At 70.6% G+C, this 19,265-nt stretch carries 16 protein-coding genes; 13 read left to right on the top strand and 3 right to left on the bottom strand.

Going from position 1 to position 19,265, the window contains the following annotated elements:
- Position 1 precedes the first annotated feature (1 nt).
- Positions 2–1,072 (bottom strand): NAD(P)-binding domain-containing protein, encoded by a 1,071-nt coding sequence (locus ABEU20_RS11965; protein WP_420164644.1) that lies wholly within the window; start codon positions 1,070–1,072, stop codon positions 2–4.
- Positions 1,073–1,241: 169 nt separating this feature from the next.
- Here ABEU20_RS11965 and ABEU20_RS11960 point away from each other — a divergent pair, with 169 nt between their 5' ends.
- Positions 1,242–1,973 carry an enoyl-CoA hydratase gene (locus ABEU20_RS11960; RefSeq protein ID WP_420164643.1) on the top strand — a complete coding sequence of 244 codons (732 nt, stop codon included), beginning with the start codon at positions 1,242–1,244 and terminating at the stop codon, positions 1,971–1,973.
- A gap of 16 nt (positions 1,974–1,989) precedes the next feature.
- A complete protein-coding gene (locus tag ABEU20_RS11955; RefSeq protein ID WP_420164642.1) occupies positions 1,990–3,087 on the top strand; it encodes an MBL fold metallo-hydrolase in 1,098 nt (365 codons plus the stop codon).
- Positions 3,088–3,105: 18 nt separating this feature from the next.
- Here ABEU20_RS11955 and ABEU20_RS11950 read toward each other — a convergent pair whose 3' ends face one another.
- Positions 3,106–5,568, bottom strand: coding sequence for a glycoside hydrolase family 3 C-terminal domain-containing protein (locus tag ABEU20_RS11950; RefSeq protein WP_420164641.1), 2,463 nt, complete (start codon positions 5,566–5,568; stop codon positions 3,106–3,108).
- Here ABEU20_RS11950 and ABEU20_RS11945 point away from each other — a divergent pair.
- The 11 genes from ABEU20_RS11945 to ABEU20_RS11895 all read left to right on the top strand — a co-directional run bounded on the left by ABEU20_RS11945 (position 5,567) and on the right by ABEU20_RS11895 (position 17,379).
- The gene (locus tag ABEU20_RS11945; RefSeq protein WP_420164640.1) at positions 5,567–8,032 is read left to right on the top strand and encodes an HAD-IC family P-type ATPase; all 2,466 of its coding nucleotides are present in this window, start codon (positions 5,567–5,569) and stop codon (positions 8,030–8,032) included. The genes ABEU20_RS11950 and ABEU20_RS11945 overlap by 2 nt on opposite strands.
- 99 nt (positions 8,033–8,131) lie before the next feature.
- Positions 8,132–8,782 carry a ScbR family autoregulator-binding transcription factor gene (locus ABEU20_RS11940; protein WP_420164639.1) on the top strand — a complete coding sequence of 217 codons (651 nt, stop codon included), beginning with the start codon at positions 8,132–8,134 and terminating at the stop codon, positions 8,780–8,782.
- A gap of 68 nt (positions 8,783–8,850) precedes the next feature.
- Positions 8,851–9,537 (top strand): PaaI family thioesterase, encoded by a 687-nt coding sequence (locus tag ABEU20_RS11935; RefSeq protein ID WP_420164638.1) that lies wholly within the window; start codon positions 8,851–8,853, stop codon positions 9,535–9,537.
- 40 nt (positions 9,538–9,577) lie between these two features.
- Positions 9,578–9,769, top strand: coding sequence for an antitoxin (locus ABEU20_RS11930; protein ID WP_225016307.1), 192 nt, complete (start codon positions 9,578–9,580; stop codon positions 9,767–9,769).
- An 89-nt stretch (positions 9,770–9,858) separates the two neighbouring features.
- Complete coding sequence (locus ABEU20_RS11925; protein WP_420165119.1) at positions 9,859–11,469, top strand: Na+/H+ antiporter; 1,611 nt, start codon at positions 9,859–9,861, stop codon at positions 11,467–11,469.
- Positions 11,470–11,510: 41 nt separating this feature from the next.
- Positions 11,511–12,704 carry a lipase family protein gene (locus ABEU20_RS11920; protein ID WP_420164637.1) on the top strand — a complete coding sequence of 398 codons (1,194 nt, stop codon included), beginning with the start codon at positions 11,511–11,513 and terminating at the stop codon, positions 12,702–12,704.
- Entirely contained in the window at positions 12,680–13,909 is a 1,230-nt protein-coding gene (locus ABEU20_RS11915) for a sensor histidine kinase (RefSeq protein ID WP_420164636.1), read from the top strand. Before ABEU20_RS11920 ends, ABEU20_RS11915 begins: the two co-directional genes overlap by 25 nt.
- Before the next feature lie 63 nt (positions 13,910–13,972).
- Positions 13,973–14,770: a LytR/AlgR family response regulator transcription factor gene (locus tag ABEU20_RS11910; RefSeq protein ID WP_420164635.1), complete on the top strand. Its 798-nt coding sequence runs from the start codon at positions 13,973–13,975 to the stop codon at positions 14,768–14,770.
- Between the two features lie 35 nt (positions 14,771–14,805).
- Positions 14,806–15,141 (top strand): hypothetical protein, encoded by a 336-nt coding sequence (locus ABEU20_RS11905; RefSeq protein WP_420165118.1) that lies wholly within the window; start codon positions 14,806–14,808, stop codon positions 15,139–15,141.
- A 9-nt stretch (positions 15,142–15,150) separates the two neighbouring features.
- The gene (locus tag ABEU20_RS11900; RefSeq protein WP_420164634.1) at positions 15,151–16,905 is read left to right on the top strand and encodes a sodium/solute symporter; all 1,755 of its coding nucleotides are present in this window, start codon (positions 15,151–15,153) and stop codon (positions 16,903–16,905) included.
- A gap of 111 nt (positions 16,906–17,016) precedes the next feature.
- Entirely contained in the window at positions 17,017–17,379 is a 363-nt protein-coding gene (locus ABEU20_RS11895; RefSeq protein WP_420164633.1) for a Rieske 2Fe-2S domain-containing protein, read from the top strand.
- Positions 17,380–17,411: 32 nt separating this feature from the next.
- Here the strand turns inward: ABEU20_RS11895 and ABEU20_RS11890 are convergent, their stop codons facing one another.
- On the bottom strand, positions 17,412–19,148 hold the full coding sequence (locus ABEU20_RS11890; RefSeq protein ID WP_420164632.1) for an N-acyl-D-amino-acid deacylase family protein: 1,737 nt from the start codon (positions 19,146–19,148) through the stop codon (positions 17,412–17,414).
- Between the last annotated feature and the right edge of the window lie 117 nt (positions 19,149–19,265).

Here is a 19,265-nt window from a genome sequence, read left to right as displayed (position 1 = left end):
GTCACCGCTTCAGGAACTGGGTCAGCTCGCGGGCGGCGGCGCGGCCGGCACGGTTGGCCCCGATCGTCGACGCCGACGGGCCGTATCCCACGAGATGCACGCGCGGGTCGGCCGCGACCTGCGTCGCAAGGCGGCCCGTCATCGCGATGCCGCCGCCGGGACCACGCAGCCGTAGCGGTGCCAGATGGTCGAGGGACGAGCGAAACCCTGTGCACCACAGGATGACGTCGGCGCGCTGCTCGGTACCGTCGGCCCACCGGACACCCGTTGCGGTGATCTCGGAGAACATCGGGAGCCGGTGCAGGACTCCACGTTCGCGTGCGGCACGGATCGCCGGGGTGACCGGTAGGCCGGTCACGGACACGACCGAACCCGGCGGCAGTCCGCGTCGGACCCGATCCTCGACGAGCGCGACGGCGGCGCGGCCGATCTCGGGCGTGAACGGTTCCTCCCGGAACTGCGGTTCGCGCCGGGTCACCCACGTGGTGGTCGTGACGCACGAGATCTCGTCGAGCAGCTGCACCGCCGAGATGCCGCCACCGACGACGATCACGTGCTCGCTTTCGAAGTCCCGGGCGCTGCGGTAGTCGCGGGTGTGCAGCTGCCGGCCCTCGAACCGTTCGGCGCCGGGCACCGACGGGACGAACGGCCGTTCCCACGTTCCGGTCGCGTTGACGAGCCCGCGGGCCAGGTAGGTCCCCTCCGGAGTTTCCACTGCCAGTCGCCCGCCGTGGTCGCACACGACCGGCACGTGCACCGGGCGGTGGACCGGCAACTCGAACCGCTTCTCGTAGAGCCCGTAGTAGTGCGGGACGGCATCGGCGGCCTGTACGGAGTCGACGTCGGGGCCGAGCGTCTCCGCGAACGGCATCCCGGGGAGGTCGTGCACACCGTTGACGGTCTCCAGGGTCAGCGACGGCCAGCGGAACTGCCACGCCCCGCCGGGGCCGGGAGCGTGGTCGAGCACCACGAACTCGCGTTTCGGTGCGAGACCCGATCGGCGCAGGTGGTAGGCGGTGGACAGCCCCGCTTGTCCGGCCCCGATGACCACGACGTCGAGCTCGGTGTCCATGCTGCTCCGATCTGTATAGCCTGAATCTGCCGCAACGCTGCCGATGTGTCGGTTGTTCCACCGAACTCGGCGTGTCTGTGGATGCTGCGTTACAGGTACTGTTCGGATCGCACCCGCCGGGCCCGTCAGCAGAGACGGGGCCCGCACCCGAGAAAGCGAGTGGACCCACATGATCGGGACCAGCCGTGACGGCCACGTAGTGACGCTCGAGCTGCAGCGTCCGGAGCGGCGCAACGCTCTCAGCGCTGCGTTGTGCATCGAGCTGCGCGAGGCGCTCGAGAAGGCGGTCGCGGACGAGGCGCGGGTGATCGTGCTGACCGGGCAGGGCACCGCGTTCTGCGCGGGCGCCGACCTGTCCGGCGATGTCTACGCCGAGGGCTTCACCGACCACCTACTCGGGATGCTGCACACGATCGACTCGATTCCCGTCCCGGTGATCGCGGCCGTCAACGGGCCCGCGATCGGCGCCGGCACCCAGTTGGCGCTCGCCGCCGATCTGCGGGTCGTGAGTCCGGAGGCGCGGTTCGGGGTGCCGGCGGCCAAGCTCGGCATCACCGTCGACAAGTGGACGGTGCGCCGCCTGGTGTCCCTCGTCGGCGGCGGTCCGGCCCGGACCATGATGTTCGGGGCCGAGACCATCTCGGCCGAGGAGGCATACGCGCGCGGGCTGGCGAACAAGTTCGGAGACCTCGTGACCGCGCAGGAATGGGCGCGCACCATCTCGGAGCTCGCACCGCTGTCGCTGCGCCATCTCAAGCTCGTGTTCAACGACGACGGCACCCGCGAACCGCAGACCGAGGAACAGCTCGCCGCGCTGTACGAGGCGTGGGGCAGCGACGACGCGCAGGAGGCGCGGGCCGCGCGCCTCGAGAAGCGGGCACCCGAGTTCCGGGGACGGTAGGGAAGTGGGGCGGACGATGATCGGCAGGGGAGTGCTCGTCGCGGCGGCCGCCGCCGGGGCCGGCTGGGTGGCCCGGGCCGCCTGGGGAACGGTGCCCGCGCTCGGGGCTTCACGCGCGGCGATCGAACCGTACGCGGGCGCGTCACCGCGCTACCGTGACAGTCGCTTTCACAACTCAGACCCCAGCTCGTCGTTGCCGGCCGGTTCCCAGTCCGGGCTCGCCAAGGCGTTCCTCACGCGCGGCAGCACCGGGCGTCCGCGCGCGGCGATTCCGCTCGCGACACCGTTGGCCCCGGCCGTGGCCGGCGAACTGGCCGTCACCTGGTTCGGTCATTCGAGCGTGCTGATCGAGATCGACGGCCGCCGCGTGCTCGCGGATCCCGTGTGGAGCGAACGAGTTTCGCCGTCCGCTGTCGTCGGGCCCGCTCGGATGCACCCGGTGCCGGTGGCGTTGGCCGATCTCCCGCCGATCGACGCCGTCGTCATCTCCCACGACCACTACGATCACCTCGATCAGGCGACCGTCGTCGAACTGGCGCGCACTCAGGAGACCGTCTTCGTGGTGCCGATCGGTGTCGGCGCGCACCTGCGACGGTGGAACGTCCCCGACGATCGCGTCGTCGAACTGGACTGGGACGAGACCGCCGAGGTGAACGGGCTGTCCCTCACCTGTACCGAGGCCCGGCACTTCTCGGGACGCGGCCTGGCGCGTGACACGACGCTGTGGTCGTCCTGGGTGATCGCCGGGCCGCGGCACCGGGTGTTCTTCGGCGGCGACTCCGGCTACACGCCGCGTTTCGTGGATCTCGGCGGCCGGTACGGACCGTTCGACGTCACGCTGCTGCCGGTGGGGGCCTACGACGAGCGCTGGCCCGACATCCACATGAACCCCGAGGAAGCGGTGCGGACCCACCAGGATGTCCGTGGCGCACTGTTGATCCCGATCCACTGGGCAACCTTCAACCTCGCGTTCCATCCGTGGGGCGAGCCGATCACCCGCCTGCTCGACGCGGCCGCCGCCGCGGAGGTGGACATGGCGATTCCGATGGTGGGACAGCGGGTCGACGGCCTGCGGCCGCCCGAGCAGAAGCAGTGGTGGGAAGCGCTGGGCTGATTTGCGCCGCAGGACAAGTCACCTTCGACGCAGCGCCGTGACCAGCGCTCGGACGCCGCGCACACCGTGCCCGTTGCAGATGTCGACGAAGGCCGCGGTGGCGTCCGCGGTGACCGCGCCCTGCGTGAGCATCGGCATCATCCGCGGTGGCAACTCCTGCAGCGACCGTTCGGCCAGCAGCGACAGCGGGTCGTCCTCGTCGAGTGTCGGCGCCATCGCCGCGACCTTGCGGCGCAGCACCCGGGTCAGCAGTGTCGCCGCGGGATGCCGGATGTCGGCGATGGGAGTATCGACCGTGTAGTGGCCGGGCGCGTCGACGTCGTTGTGGGGTAGCGGCTTTCCGTACATCTCCGCGAACGCGGTGCGCTCGAAGACCGGGGAGCCGTGGTAGGCGTCCGGGCCGGGATCGAAGCCGCTCCGGTCGGACTCGAGATGGACGATCGCGGACTCCCGGATGTCGCGCGACGATGCGCCCACCCGGATCTCGAAATCACCCGACTCGATCGACCAGTCGTCGATCGTGGTGTCCCAGAACGAGAACGCGCGACGACCCACATGGACCGTGATCCGGCGGGATTCCCCGGCCGCGAGGAAGACCTTCGCGAAGGCGGCCAGTTCCTGCTCGGGCCGGTACACCGTGGACTCGACGTCCCGCACGTACACCTGCACCACTTCACTGCCCGGGCGGTCCCCGGTGTTGGTGATGCGGACCGAGACGTCGAAACGCTGCTCGGTGTCGTCGGCGGTGCTGTCGAACACGTCGGCGATCTCGAGCTCGGACCACGCGAACGTCGTATAGCTGAGCCCGTGGCCGAACGGATAGCGGACATCGATCCGGGCGGTGTCGTAGTAGCGGTAGCCGACGTAGATGCTCTCGCGGTACTCGACCACCGAGGGACCAGCGGGCCACACGTGCACGGGATTGTCGGACGTGTGTACGGGAAACGTCTCCGCGAGCCGCCCGCCGGGTTCGGCGTCGCCGGTGAGGATGCGCGAGATCGCGCTGCCCGCGGCCTGCCCACCGAGGTAGCTCTCGACGATCGCGGCGACGTCGTCGTGCCACGGCATCGTCACCGGCGCCCCGTTCGCGAGCACCACGACCACGCGGGGGCACACCTCGGCGACCGCGGCGATCAGCGCGTCGTGTCCCGCGGGCAGGCTCAGGTCGGCGCGGTCGACGCCCTCGGTCTCGTAGCTGTCGGGCAGTCCCGCGAACACCACCGTGACGTCGGCGTCCCGCGCGACGGCGCGCGCCTCGTCGAGCAGAGCGGGGTCGGTCCGCCCCGAGCCGCGCCGGTAGCCCGGGGCGTACGTGAGCCGTTCGGTGCCGAGACGTTCGACGAGATCGGTCCACGCGTCGTCGAGACGGTGCGGGTTGATGCCGGAGCTGCCCGCGCCCTGGTAGCGCGGCTGCTTCGCAAATTCGCCGACGACGGCGATGCGCGACGACGTCGCCAGCGGCAGGGTGCCGTCGTTCTTCAACAGCACCGTGCCCGCCTCGGCCGCCCGCCGCGCGAGCGTGTGGTGTGCGGCCGCGTCGTACCCGGGGGCGGCGGCCCGCGCGGGCTCCGTGCGCTCGATCAGGCGCGTGACGGCGTCGGCGGCGCGGGCGACCGCGGCCGGAGGTAGCTCACCGGCCTCCAACGCCGCGAGCACCGCGTCGTCGCCGCGTCCGCCGTAGCCCGGCATCTCGAGGTCGAGGCCCGCCGCGAGGCAGCGCGAGCGCCGGGTGACCGCACCCCAGTCCGAGACGACCAGTCCGTCGAACCCCCACTGCTCGCGCAGGATCGTCGTGAGCAGCCAGTGGTTCTCGGCACAGTGGGTACCGTTCACCCGGTTGTACGCGGCCATCACCGTCGCTGGGCGGGCGTCGATCACGGCGTGCTCGAAGGTCGCGAGGTAGATCTCCCGCAGCGCGCGGGCATCGACGACGGCGTCGACGCTGTAGCGCCGGAACTCCTGGTTGTTGACCGCGAAATGTTTGAGCGACGCCCCGACACCGGTGCCCTGCACACCGCGGATCCACGCCGCGGCCATCCGGGACGACAGGAACGGATCCTCCGAGAAGTACTCGAAGTTGCGCCCGCACAGCGCGCTGCGCTTGATATTGGCGCCCGGGCCCAGCAACACGCTCACCCCCTCGGTCCGCGCCTCGGTGCCGAGCGCCACGCCCACCTCCTCGACGAGTTCGACGTCCCACGTCGCGGCCAGCGCCGACGCGGTCGGGAAGCACGTCGCGGGCACGGACTGGGGGGAGTAGCCGGACGCGGTCGCCGCCTGTTTCCTGACGCCGTGAGGACCGTCGGTGAGCATGATCGCCGGCAGTCCCGCCACGGGAGGGGTGTGCGTGTGCCAGAAGTCGGCACCGGCTGTGAGTGACACCTGCTCGCGCATCGTCATGGGGACAGCATGCCCCGGCACGCGGCCGGACCGCGGACCTTCCGTCGTGTCGTCGAGCAGTTGGAATAGCCTTCGTGTCATGGCAACGGACGATCCGGCCGACGGCGGCGCAGTCGGCACTCTGGACACCGATCCCCGGCACATCGAGAACGGCCTCACCGCCGACGAGGTGGCGCAGCGGGTCGCGAACGGGCAGACCAACGACGTCCCCGACCGGGCCAGCCGCTCGGTCAAGGACATCGTCCGGGGAAACGTGTTCACCCGGATCAACGCGATCCTCGGCGTGCTGCTCGTCATCGTGCTGTCGACCGGATCGATCATCGACGGGATGTTCGGTCTGCTGATCATCGCGAACAGCGGGATCGGCATCATCCAGGAGATCCGCGCCAAACGAACACTCGATCAGCTCGCGATCGTCAGCCAGGCGAAACCGGTGGTGCGCCGCGACCGCACCGCCGCGCCCGTCGCGCCCAAGGACGTGGTGCTCGACGACATCATCGAGCTCGGCCCCGGCGACCAGATCGTGGTCGACGGCATCGTGGTGGAGGCGTCGGCGCTCGAGGTGGACGAGTCGCTGCTCACCGGCGAGGCCGACGCGGTGCACAAGCCGATCGGGGCTCAGGTGCTGTCGGGCAGCTACGTCGTCGCCGGCAGCGGCGCCTACCGGGCGACCAAGGTGGGCCGCGAGGCGTACGCCGCCAAGCTCGCCGAGGAGGCCAGCAAGTTCACGCTGGTGCACTCCGAGCTGCGCTCCGGCATCGACAAGATCCTCAAGTTCATCACCTACCTGATGATCCCGGCGGGTCTGCTGATCATCTACAACCAGCTGTTCTCGAGCGGTCAGGCGCTCGGCCCCGCCCTCAACGGCATGGTGGCCGCGCTCGTGCCGATGGTCCCCGAGGGCCTCGTGCTGATGACCTCGATCGCGTTCGCCGTCGGTGTCGTCCGCCTCGGCCAGCGCAAGTGCCTCGTGCAGGAGTTGCCCGCGATCGAGGGCCTGGCCCGCGTCGACGTCGTGTGCGCCGACAAGACCGGCACCCTCACCGAGAACGGCATGAAGCTCGCGGAACTGCGCACCGCCAAGCCCGACGACGCGCAGGCCGCTCGCGCGCTCGCCGCGATGGCCGCCGACGACCCGCGGCCCAACGCGAGCATGCTCGCGATCCGCGAGGCCCTGTCCGACGACCCCGGGTGGGAGCCCACCGCGGTGGCGCCCTTCTCGTCCGCCAAGAAGTGGAGCGGTCAGTCCTACGGCAACAACGGCAACTGGCTGCTCGGCGCCCCCGACGTCCTGCTCGACCCGGACAGCGACATGGCCCGGCAGGCCGAGGAGGTCGGCGCCCAGGGGCTGCGCGTGCTGCTGCTCGGCAGCAGCGACCGCTCCGTCGACGCGCCCGACGCCCCCGGCGCCGTGACACCGCGTGCGCTGGTGATCCTCGACCAGAAGGTGCGCCCCGACGCCCGCGAGACCCTCGAGTACTTCGCGAGCCAGAAGGTGGACGTCAAGGTCATCTCCGGCGACAACGCGGTGTCGGTGGGTGCCGTCGCGACGTCGCTCGGGTTGCCCGGCGGCGACAACGCGATCGATGCCCGCAAGCTGCCGGAGGACCCGGAGAAGCTGGCGGACACCCTCGACGAGGCCACCACGTTCGGCCGGGTCCGCCCGGACCAGAAGCGGGCGATGGTGGGAGCGCTGCAGTCCCGTGGGCACACCGTCGCGATGACCGGCGACGGCGTCAACGACGTGTTGGCGCTCAAGGACGCCGACATCGGCGTCGCGATGGGTTCGGGCAGCCCCGCGACGCGTGCGGTGGCGCAGATCGTGCTGCTGGACAACAAGTTCGCGACCCTGCCGTACGTCGTGGGCGAGGGTCGCCGGGTGATCGGCAACATCGAGCGCGTCTCGAACCTGTTCCTGACCAAGACCGTGTACTCGGTGTTGCTGGCGTTCCTCATCGGTGTCTCCGGCCTGGTGGCGCAGATCTTCGACTTCGATCCGCTGCCTTACCCGTTCCTGCCGCGGCACGTGACGATCGCCGCGTGGTTCACGATCGGCATCCCGGCGTTCATCCTGTCGCTCGCGCCGAACAACGAACGGGCGCGCACCGGGTTCGTCTCGCGCGTCATGCGGCTGGCGATCCCCTCCGGCGTCATCATCGGCATCGCGACGTACGTGTCGTACCTGCTCGCCTACGCGGGCCCCGACGCGACCGAACAGCAGGTGGAACAGGCCGGCACGACCGCGCTCATCACGCTGATCATGATCGCATTGTGGGTGCTCGCGGTGGTCGCCCGTCCGTACACGTGGTGGAAGATCGTGCTCATCGTGTGCTCGGTCCTCGGCTACGTGATCCTGTTCGGGTTCTCCTTCACCCGCGAGTTCTTCAAGCTCGACCCGTCGAACGTCGCCGCGACGACCGGGGCTCTCGTGATCGGTCTGGTCGGCGTCGTGCTCGTGGAGATCGCGTGGTGGGTGACCGGGCGGATCCACGGCGAACACCGTCGCCTGTTCGCGTCGAGCGAGGACCTGCCCGGCGTGCACTGACGGCTCCTCGCTCACCGGAGTGGGCAGGTGCATGGACACGTGTCGGGTGGTACGGTCCCGAGCGACCGATCGGCTCCCGGGACGTGGCGGAGGTACGTAGTGGCACGACAGGCGCGTGCCGTCGCGACCCAGCAACAGATCGTGCTCCGCGCCGCGGAGGTCTTCGACAGGGTCGGCTACTACGGGGCGCGGGTCGAGGAGATCGTCGAGAGCGCGCGCATCACCAAGGGTGCGCTCTACTTCCACTTCGGGTCCAAGGACGGACTGGCCCGACACATCATCGGTGAACAGCAACGCCTCGCGGTCCGGTCGCTCGAGGCCATCGAGTCCACCGACGCGTCGGCACTCGAGCAGATGGTGATGCTGTGCCACGAGATGGCGCGACAGACGACCGATCCGCTCATGCGCGCCGGGATCCGCCTGACCGTCGAACTCGGCCCCGCCGATGCCCTCGGCGACGCACCGGCGGACCCGTTCCTGCCGTGGACGGAATGGGCGACGCGTCTGGCGACGCGGGCCGTCGAAGAGGGTGACATCGTCGAGACCGTGTCGCCCCCGATGCTCGCTCGCCATCTGATCGGCGCGGTCACCGGCGCTCAGCTGGTGTCCCGGGTGCGGACCTGGTTCACCGACCTGGACGGGCGCGTGGAGGAGATGTGGCAGGTGCTGCTTCCGGGCATCGTTCCCGCCGGTCGCCACGACCGGATCCTGTCGGCGAGTTCCGCTCGCTGGTGCGCCGAGCCGGTGTGACACAGCCCTCGGTATTGTCCACGTCACGTGCATGATGCACATCGAGTGCATGCGGGAATGAGGCGTTGGTGACGGAATCGGTCGACAGCAAGCAGGGTCTCTATGTCTTCGAGGACCTGACGGACGAGGAGATCGCACGGGAGGCCGAGTTCTACGGCGACCTCACGGGAAGCGTCCGGGACCTGGTCGAACTCGCGCTGGCCACCGAGTCCGACGACGACGACGTCCGGCGCGCGCGGGAACACCTCGAGGCTGCGAAGGAACTGCTGGCCAAGAAGACCCGACCGCATCCGTACGGGGTGCGGTGGAACGCATCGGGCAGCCGCCGGGCGTGGGGCAATGCCGTCGTCGGTCTGCGCAACGCGGTCGCGCCGCCGCTGCTCATCCAGCGTGAGCCGGACGGACGCGTGTGGGCGGACGTCGAGCTCGGGATGCAGTACGAGGGTCCGGCCGGACTGACCCACGGCGGCATCTCGGCCCTGCTGCTCGACCAGGTTCTCGGTGAGGCGGCCGAGCACGGCGGCGCGCCGGGCATGACCGCGACGCTGACCCTGCGCTACCGGCAGCCCACTCCGCTGGGCCGGTTGCACGTGGAGGCCTGCGTCGACCGCATCGAGGGCGTCAAGACGTTCGTCACCGGCCACATCGCCGGCGCCGACGGCGTGTGCATCGAGGCCGAGGGCATCTTCATCCTGCCGCGGTGGGCGCGGGCCACCGACGGCTCCGGCGCGCTGCCGGTCCCCGGCCCGGCCTGACGCTCGGGCCGCCCCCGCGCGGATGGGGGAGAATGTGTCCATGGGATTCATGGATTCGGTCAAGGGCCTGGTGAACAAGGGGCAGGAACTCGCTGCCGAGCACTCCGACAAGGTGCAGGACGTGATCGACAAGGCCGCGGACCTTGCCGACGACAAGACCGGCGGCAAGTACAGCGACAAGATCGACAAGGCCGCCGAGGCTGCGAAGAAGGTCGTTCCGCCCAAGGAATAGTCGGAATGATCGGAATGTGATCCGAGTGCCGTCCGGGGTGTAACCGGCGGCACAATCGACGGGTGCATCTGACACTCGTGCTGCTCGTCATGATCGTGGCCATCGCGGTGACGAGCCTGGCGAAACGACGGGACCTGCAGGTTCCGCTCGTCCTCGTGGCGTTCGGGTCCGCGGCGTCCTTCATTCCGGGGATGCCGCGGCTCGAACTCGATCCCGAAATCATCCTCGGCGTCGTGTTGCCGCCGCTGCTGTACTCGGCGGCGCTCGACTTCTCGATGGCGAGCCTGCGCCGCAACTTCGCCTCGATCCTCCGGCTCGGCGTCGGTCTGGTGCTCGTGACGGCGTTCGCGGTCGGCTTCTTCGCAAACTGGCTGGTGCCCGAGTTCACGCTCGGCGCGGCCCTCGTCCTCGGGGCGGTGGTCTCGCCGACCGACGCCGTCAGCGCGGTCAGCGTGGGCCGCAAGCTCGGACTGCCCAAACGCGTCCTCGCGATCCTCACCGGTGAGGGACTGCTCAACGACGCGACCGCGCTGACACTGTTCACGGTGAGTGTCGCCGCGGTCGCGGGCACCCGCGTCGTCGTCGAGCAGCCCGTGCTCTTCTTCCTGTACGAGGTGGCCGGCGGCGTGGGTGTCGGCGTCGTGATGGCCACCGTCGTGCGGTGGGTGCGCGCCCGCATGTACGACACTCCGCTGGAAACGGTTCTGGGACTCGTGCTCCCGTTCGCGGCGTATCTCGCCGCCGAGTCGCTCGACACCTCGGGCGTGCTCGCGGTCGTCGTCGCGGGCTTCGCGATGGGCCATCACGCGACCAACGTCTCGATCCCGACCCGGTTGCAGGAGCGGTCGCTGTGGACGACCCTCGACCTGCTGCTCGAGATGTTCGTGTTCGCCTACATGGGACTGCAGTTGAAGTTCGTGATCGAGGACGTCGCGGACGAGGGCCTGCCGGTCCACCACATCTTCGCGTACGGATTCGCGGTGCTGGTGGTCGTGATCCTGGTCCGGCCGATCTGGGTGTTCCTCAATTGGGGTCCGACGCACCTGCGGTTCGCCCCGCGGCGCACCGGGTCCACCGGGCCGACCCTGAACTGGCGCCAGAAACTGGTGGTGTCGTGGGCGGGCATGCGCGGCGTCGTCACCCTCGCCGCGGCGGGCGGTATCCCGGTGCTCACCGCGTCGGGTGATCCGTTCCCGGGCCGCGGGGTGATCCAGGCGATCGCGTTCGTGGTCGCGGTCGGCACGCTGCTCATCCAGGGCGCGACCATCCCGCTCATGATTCGGCGTCTCGACGTCGCCGACCCCGCCGAACTCGAACGAACCCACCAGCAGACGTTGATCGCCCGCCGGATTGCCGCCGACGCCGCGGATCGCGCGATCGCCGAGGTCGCGGCCGGTCCGCCCGCCGGCATCGATACGGACCAGTTCGTGCGGGCACTCGACCGGGTGCGGATGTCGATCCGCGCGCAGGCTCAGGTCGAGGAGGCAGAGGGGGACGACGACGGCAACGACACCACGCTGAAGCAGGCGGGCGCGCTGTTCGACTCGGTGCGCCGTCGCGTCCTGCAGGCCCAGCGCAGCGCGCTGATCGCGGCCCGCGACGAGGGTGTACTCGACGACGAGGTGCTGCGCGCCGAACTCGAGTCCCGCGACATCGAGGAAGCCGCCGCCGAACAGCGCGTGCGACGGCGTCGCGGGTGATGTCGTGGCCGATCCGGCGTCGCGGCGGGCACAATCGATCCGTGACCCGAACCGGTGCGATCCTCGCGGTGCTGCTGTGTGCGGCGGTCTCGGTGGGCTGCTCGGCCACCGCCGACGACCAGACTCCGCGGACCACGGCGACGCAGACCTCGCAGACCGCGCCTCCCCCCGACCCCGCCGACCGCGGCCTCGTGACCGCAGCCGAACCGTTCACCGGTAAGGGGCTGTCCGGGCAGAAGATCCTGTACCGGTCGACGTCCGGGATCGACGGGCGCGGGACCGAGGTGTCGGGCACGGTGTTCGTGCCGCCCGGTCAGGCGCCCTCGGGTGGGTGGCCGGTGGTCACCGTCGGCCATCCCACCACCGGACTACTCGACGAGTGCGCGCCGTCGCGGCACGCGGACCTGCTCGGTTCGGACGGGCTCGTCCGCGACCTGCTGGCGCGCGGATTCGTCGTCGCCGTCACCGACTACGAGGGCCTGGGTACCGACGGCCCGCACCCCTACCTCGAACCGATCACGGCCGCGTACAACGTGATCGACGCGGTCCGCGCCGCACGGAACCTCGTGCCCGACGCGTCGACGCGCTGGGCGGCGATCGGGGTGTCCCAGGGCGGGCAGGCGTCGTGGGCGGCCGCGGAACGCGCGGGGGAGTACGGCGACGGGCTCGACTTCGTCGGCGCCGCGAGTCTGTCGCCTCCCGCCGACCTGAGCCCGATCGTGTCGGGCGGGACGCCGAATCTCGATGTACCGCAGCAGATCTTCCTGCCGATGCTGCTCGACGGGCTCTCCGTGTCGCACCCCGACCTGGACGCCGGCGCCTACATCCGAGGGCCGCTCGCGGACAACCGTGACGTGATCCGGTCGTGCACGGGCGCGCTCGCGTCGCGCAAGCTGTCGGTCGCGTTGAATCTCACGCCGGCGGACACGTTGCCGCGCAGCGACGGTGACGTCGCACGGATGCACGAGTGGCTCACCGCGGACGCCCTGCCGCAGCAGCCCGCGACCGGCCCACTGCTGGTGGTGGTCGCCGGACGCGACAACCTCATCCGGCCCGACTGGACGACCGCGGCCGTCGGACGCGCGTGCGGGCAGGGTGACGTGGTCGAACTGCGCTATCGACCCGACGACGTGCACGCCGACTCGAAGGCGTTGCCGGGGGCGGTCGACTGGATCGCGGACCGCTTCACCGGCACCCCCGCGCCGACGACGTGCGTGGGACAGGCGCCGCGGTGACCGCTCTCGTATCGATCGCGATCGTCGTCGTGGTCGCGGTGTCGCTCACGTACGTCGCGATGCGGACCCGGCGCGTGCTCACCACGCCCGCCGAACGGGCCGTGCACGACACCCTGCACACCGCGTCGCTGGCCGCGCGGCCGCTGCGCCGCGGCCTCGACGAGACCTCGGCCCGCGAGGCCGCGCCGCACCTGCGGGTGCTGACCGGGGCACAGTCGCTCGCGATCGTCGGCCCGGACGGCGGACTGCTGGCCTGGACGGGGCCGCACGAAGCGCTGTCGGCGCAGGTGACCGCCGCGGCCGGGCGGGCCGTCGACGGCGGCCGGCGCGTGCTCGTCGGGCACGCCGACCTCGAGCGGGGCGCCGATCACCACGAGGTGCGCGCCCTCGTCGCACAGCCGCTGCTGATCGAGGGCACCGGCGTCGTCGGCGCGCTCGTCGCCGTCACCACCACCGAACCCGGCCCGGCGATGCTGGGCGCGCTCACCGAGGTCGCGCGGTACGCGTGCGGTCAACTCGAACTGGCCGACCTCGACTCGTCGCGCGCCCGACTCGACCGCGCCGAGGTGCGCGCGTTGCGGGCGCAGATCAGCCCCCACTTCATCTACAACGCGCTCGGCACGATCGCGTCGTTCGTGCGGACCGACCCGGAACGTGCGCGCGAGTTGGTACTCGAGTTCGCCGACTTCACGCGCTACTCGTTCCGCTCCGCCGGCGAGTACACCGTGCTGTCCGACGAACTGCGCAACATCGACCGCTACCTCACGCTCGAGCGCGCGCGTTTCGGCGACAACCTGCAGGTGCGGCTACAGGTGGCGCCCGAGGTCCTCAGCGTCGTCCTGCCGTTCCTCGCGTTGCAGCCGCTGGTGGAGAACGCGGTGCGGCACGGGCTGTCCGGCAAGACCGACGGGGGCACCGTCTCGATCGTGGCGTCCGATGCGGGGCCGGACTGCGTCATCAGCGTCGAGGACGACGGCGTGGGGATGGATCCGGAACTGCTCCGGTCCGGAGAACTCGACGCCGTCGCGTCGGGCACCGGCGGACCGAGCGCGTCGGAAGCGGCGCACGTGGGACTGGCGAACGTCGACGACCGGCTGCGGGCCGCGTTCGGCAACGATTACGGCCTGGTGGTCGAGACGGCTCCCGGCGCCGGAACCAAGGTCAGCATGCGGGTGCCGAAGTTTCGGCCGGGCATCCGGGCCTGACGGGAGGCGCTGTCGGCCTGTCCGGTCCGGAGGGGTCGCGCAACATGGCACGATGGATCCGTTGTGAACGAGATCTCTGACGGGCCCTCCGACGGCCTCCTGACCGTGCTGGCAGTCGACGACGAGCGACCTGCCCTCGACGAGCTGGCCTTTCTGCTCCGTGCCCGCGACGAGATCGGTGGGATCCTCACTGCGGGGGATGCGACCACCGCGCTGCGCATCCTGCGCGACGGCGGCGTCGACGCGGTCTTCCTCGATATCAACATGCCCGGGCTCGACGGCCTGGAACTGGCCGGGATCCTCACCCAGTTCGCGAACCCGCCGTCGGTGGTGTTCGTGACCGCGCACGAGGACCGGGCCGTGGCTGCGTTCGACCTCGGGGCCGTGGACTACCTGCTCAAGCCGCTGCGCGAGGAGCGGCTCGCCGAGTCGGTGCGCCGCATCGTGGAGCGGCGACGCCGCACCGTGGACGCCGCGGACGACGACGCGTCGGCCGACGAGGTGATTCCCGTCGAACTCGGCGGCGTCACGACGCTCGTGCCGCGGTCGACGGTCAAGTGGGTGGAGGCCGACGGCGACTACGCCCGCCTGCACACCGCCACCGGATCGCATCTCGTGCGCATCCCCATCTCGGCGCTCGAGAGCCGCTGGGCGGACTCCGGGTTCCTGCGCGTGCACCGCTCGTACCTGGTGTCGCTCGCCGAGGTGACCGGCATCCGCAGCGTCGGTTCTGGACTGGTGGTGTGCCTGCGGCCGCAGGGCCCGGCGCCGTCGGTGGAGTTGCCGGTGAGCCGTCGGCACACCCGGGAACTGAAGGACAGACTCATCCGCGGTCCGCGGCAGAACTGGACCTCGAGGTGACGTCGCCGGGCGCCGTCCCGCCCGCCCGTGAGCGAGTGGTGCTCGCAAAGCGGCGCGGCGCCCGGATGGTGCGGACGCGCGTCGAGGTGCAGGAGCAGACCGAGGTCGGCGACGCGATGATCCGCGGCCTCGTCCGCGCCCAGCTGAGTCTTGCACTGCGGGTCGCGGCGGCGGTCGGGTTGCTGTTCGGCGTGGTGCCGGTCGTACTGCTCGCCTTCCCCGACGTCGCCGACGCCGTGGTGTTCGGTGTCCGACTGCCGTGGCTGCTCGCCGCGATCGTCCCGCTCCCGGTCCTGCTGGGGGCGGGCTGGTTCTACATCCGCGCCGCGGAGCGCAACGAACAGGACTTCGCCGACCTGGTCGACGACTGAGGCGCGCCGATGACCGGACAGCCGATTCCCCTCCTGACGGTGTTCGCGCTCGTCGCGGCCGCCGTCGCCACCGTCAGCATCGGCATCTACGGGGTTCGCCTGGCGCGCACCACGTCCGACTTCCTCGTCGCGTCGCGCAGCGTCGGGCCGCGGTGGAATGCGGCGGCGATCTCCGGTGAATATCTTTCGGCGGCATCGTTTCTCGGCGTGGCCGGGCTCATCGCGAAGTACGGTGCGGATGCGCTGTGGTATCCGATCGGGTTCACCGCCGGCTACCTGGGGTTGCTGCTGTTCGTCGCCGCGCCGCTGCGGCGGTCCGGTGCCTACACGGTGCCCGACTTCGCTGAGTTCCGGCTCGGTTCGGTGCGGGTGCGCCGCGTCGCGATGGTGGTGGTCGCGCTGGTGTGCGGGCTGTACATGGTGCCGCAGTTCCAGGGCGCCGGCCTGACCCTGAACATCCTGCTGGGTGTGCCCGGCTGGGTGGGTGTGGTCGTGGTCGGGGTCATCGTGATCGGCAACGTCGTGGGCGGTGGCATGCGGTCGATCACGTTCGTGCAGGGATTCCAGTACTGGCTCAAACTCACCGCCGTCGCGGTCCCGGCGCTGGTGCTGGCCGGGCACTTCTTCGCCGACGAGCGACCGGTCGGCGCGCCCGCTCCGCCCACCGTCGCCGCGCAGACGTCGGTGGACATCACCACCGACGTCGTGGTGCAGGTGGCCACCGCGACCGAGGTGACGGTGCACGGCGAACTCGACGGCCGAGCGGTGTCGGGAGACGTCCGGCTCGGTGTCGGCCGGCACGAACTGGGTAAGGGCACGACGCTGGTGCTACCGGCAGGATCGCCGGTTCCCGTGGTGGCCGGCGCGCCCGCGGACGGTGCCGGGTGGGCCGATCCGGGCGGCGGTTTCGGTGGCCCCCATCCGATGATCCAGGTGTACTCGCTGATTCTCGCGACGTTTCTCGGTGCGATGGGACTGCCGCACGTGCTGGTGCGCTTCTACACCAACCCGGACGGGCGCGCGGCCCGGTTGACGTCGCTGGTCGTGATCGCCCTCGTCGGAGTGTTCTACCTTTTCCCGGTCCTGCTGGGAGTCTTCGCGCGCCTGTACGTCCCGCAGTTGCTCATCACCGGAACATCGGACGCGGCGGTGCTGCTGCTCCCGGTCTCGGTGTTCTCCGGGTGGGGAGGACAGTTGCTCGCGGCGCTGGTCGCGGCGGGCGCGATCGCGGCGTTCCTGTCCACGTCGTCGGGGCTGCTGGTGAGCATGGCGGGTGTGCTGAGTACCGACGTGCTGCGCGGACGGGTCCGGGACTTCCGGGTCGCCGCGGTGCTCGCCGGCACGGTGCCGCTGGCCCTGGCGCTCGGTGCCGCGTCCCTCGACCTGTCCCGCTCGGTGGGGCTGGTGTTCGCGGTCGCGGCGTCGACGCTGTGCCCGTTGCTGATTCTCGGGATCTGGTGGCGTGGGCTGACCGCGGCGGGAGCCACGGCCGGGCTGGTCGTGGGCCTGGTGACCGGCGGGGGAGCGGCGCTGCTCGCGGTGCTGGGCGTGCCGTCCGAGAATCTCTGGAACGGCTGGCCGTCGGTGCTCATCGGCTACCCGGCCGTGGTCAGCGTCCCGCTGTCGTTCGCGGCGATGGTGTTCGTCAGCCTCGCGACCCGGGGCCAGATCCCGCGCGACGTGGGCCGGATCTTCACCCGCATGCATGCTCCGGAACGCCTCGGAATGGGCCGCGACCGCGAGGGCGACCTGCGGTCGACGTGACGTCCCGGTTCCGGTGGGTGGGTCTGCAGATTGACGGCGGTCGTCGGCGTCGGCGAACGTGACCACGCTGCGTGTGCTTCCGCTGTGCACGCCCAGGAAGAAGGAGACGCTGTGTCGGAGTGGTACTGCCTCGGAACGGCCGACGACTACCGCGACGGCAAACCACACGCACTGCGGGCGTTCGACACCGACCTCGTCGCCTACTCCGACCGGGCAGGGGTCATCCACATCCTCGATTCCCGCTGTCCACACATGGGCGCCGACCTGAGCAAGGGCCGCATCGTGGGCGACACCATCGACTGCCCGGCGCACCGCTGGCGCTGGAACGGGAAGGGCAAGTGCGTCGGTGGCTCGCCCAAGCTCCTGCCGATCCGGTCGTGGACGACCGAGGAGCGGGACGGACTGCTGTATCTGCAGCGGTCCGACGCCCCGCCCACCGGTCGTCCGGTCCGGGCCGCGAACGCGTGGTGGTGAGCCGGCCGGTCACCGGGTGAGCGGCGCGATGCTCAGCGCGCTCCCCGGACCAGGGCGCCCGGGCGGGCACCGGTGTCGACGCCGTCGCGGAGCACGACCTGGCCGGACACGATCGTCGCGCGGTAGCCGTCGGCGCCCTGCAGCAGCCGCCGGGCCCCGCCGGGCAGGTCGTGCACCATCGTCGGCGACTGCAGTTGCAGCCGTTCGAAATCGATGATGTTGAGGTCGGCCTTCTTGCCCTCGGCGATCACGCCGCGATCGCCGAGCCCGTAGATCGTCGCGGTGTCGAGGGTCATCTTCCGTACCGCGGTCGCCAGCGGGATCCGGTCGCCGCGACTGCGGTCGCGCGCCCAGTGGGTGAGCATGAACGTGGTGTTCGACGCGTCGCAGATGGCGCCGACGTGGGCGCCGCCGTCGCCGAGGCCGATCGCGGTCGCGGGATGCATCAGCATCTCCCGGATCGGGTCGAGCGTGAAGTCCGAGTAGCCCAGCAGTGGCCGGAAGAACAACGCGCGGCCCTCGTCGGAGAGCATGAGGTCGTAGGCGTACTCGAACGGATCCCTGCCGGCTCGCGCGGCCTCGCGCGCGAGGCTGGTGTCGGGATCGGGCTCGTACTGCGGCGGGTGACCGAGGCCGAACGTCCGGTCGAGCCTGCTCAGGTACGGCATCCGGTTGTCGGGCGCATCGGATTCGTCGAGGATCGCCCGGCGGGTGGCGGGGTCGCGCAGTGCAGCCACCAGTGCGTCGACGTCGCCGCCGGCGCGGTCGGCGGCCGCGACGTAGCTGGGGCGGGTGTGGAAGGCGTTGAATGTCTGCAATCCGGTCAACAGGCCCAGCGGGCGTGCCGGGACCTGTGGTCGCAGCGGCACACCGGACTCGTACACGGCGGCGGCCGCGTCGAGCAGACGCTTCCAGTCGTTGGGAGCGTTGTCGTGCTGCATCAGGCCGAAACACACTGTCCGGCCGGTCAGTTCGGCGAGGCGCACCATCCAGTCGAGTTCCCGGTCCGGCGCGGCGAGGTCCTCGCCCATGATGCCCGCCGGCGCCAGTTCGAACACTCCTGTGCCCGCGGCGGCCAGCGCCTGCCCGATCCCGAACAACTCGTCCTCGGCGGCGAAGGTTCCCGGTACTGGTTCCCCGTCGATCGCCCGGTGCACGATGGTGCGAGACGTCGAGAACCCGAGCGCGCCGGCCTCGACGCCCTCGCGGACCAGCTTGGCCATCAATGCGATGTCCTCGGTCGAGGCCGCCTCGTTGCGGGCGCCACGCGCGCCCATCACGTACGCGCGCACGGCTCCGTGCGGGACGTGCGTCCCCACGTCGATGGCCAGCGGCAGCCGCTCGAGTGCGTCGAGGTACTGCGGGAACGACTGCCAGCCCCACCGGATCCCAGCGGACAGCGCGGCGCCCGGGATGTCCTCGACACCCTCCATCAGCCCGATGAGCCAGTCGCGGTCGGCGTCCGCCACCGGCGCGAATCCCACACCGCAGTTGCCCATCACCGCGGTGGTGACGCCGTGCCAGCAACTGGGCGTGAGCATCGGGTCCCACGTGACCTGGCCGTCGTAATGGGTGTGGATGTCGACGAACCCCGGGGTGACCAGCAGCCCGGTCGCGTCGATGACCTCGTCGGCGTCCGCGTCCGCGAGCCGGCCGCCGGGGACGACCGCCACGATCCGGCCGTCCCGGACGCCGACGTCGGCGACGTACGGATCGCCGCCGGTTCCGTCCACCACTGTCCCGTTGGAGATCACAAGAGAGAACGACATATCCACTCCTCGCTGACCGTCGACCGGCACGTCATCCATCTCGATGACAGTCGTCAGACTAACTGGACATGGTGTCAGTGAGATGCGAAATCGGCCGTTCGTTCGTTCGGCGGGCGG

It is taken from the genome of Rhodococcus parequi, assembly GCF_046042785.1.
Taxonomy (GTDB): Bacteria; Actinomycetota; Actinomycetes; order Mycobacteriales; family Mycobacteriaceae; genus Prescottella; species Prescottella parequi.
The sequence above is the reverse complement of the archived record's forward strand: the minus strand, read 5'-3'. Positions and strand labels throughout refer to the sequence as shown.

What these genes read in the sequence shown, in the direction of transcription:
- ABEU20_RS11965 (WP_420164644.1), bottom strand. Translation starts at nt 1,072, where the DNA reads ATGGACACCGAGCTCGACGTCGTGGTCATCGGGGCCGGACAAGCGGGG.
- ABEU20_RS11960 (WP_420164643.1), top strand. Translation starts at nt 1,242, where the DNA reads ATGATCGGGACCAGCCGTGACGGCCACGTAGTGACGCTCGAGCTGCAG.
- ABEU20_RS11955 (WP_420164642.1), top strand. Translation starts at nt 1,990, where the DNA reads ATGATCGGCAGGGGAGTGCTCGTCGCGGCGGCCGCCGCCGGGGCCGGC.
- ABEU20_RS11945 (WP_420164640.1), top strand. Translation starts at nt 5,567, where the DNA reads ATGGCAACGGACGATCCGGCCGACGGCGGCGCAGTCGGCACTCTGGAC.
- ABEU20_RS11950 (WP_420164641.1), bottom strand. Translation starts at nt 5,568, where the DNA reads ATGACACGAAGGCTATTCCAACTGCTCGACGACACGACGGAAGGTCCG.
- ABEU20_RS11930 (WP_225016307.1), top strand. Translation starts at nt 9,578, where the DNA reads ATGGGATTCATGGATTCGGTCAAGGGCCTGGTGAACAAGGGGCAGGAA.
- ABEU20_RS11925 (WP_420165119.1), top strand. Translation starts at nt 9,859, where the DNA reads ATGATCGTGGCCATCGCGGTGACGAGCCTGGCGAAACGACGGGACCTG.
- ABEU20_RS11900 (WP_420164634.1), top strand. Translation starts at nt 15,151, where the DNA reads ATGACCGGACAGCCGATTCCCCTCCTGACGGTGTTCGCGCTCGTCGCG.
- ABEU20_RS11890 (WP_420164632.1), bottom strand. Translation starts at nt 19,148, where the DNA reads ATGTCGTTCTCTCTTGTGATCTCCAACGGGACAGTGGTGGACGGAACC.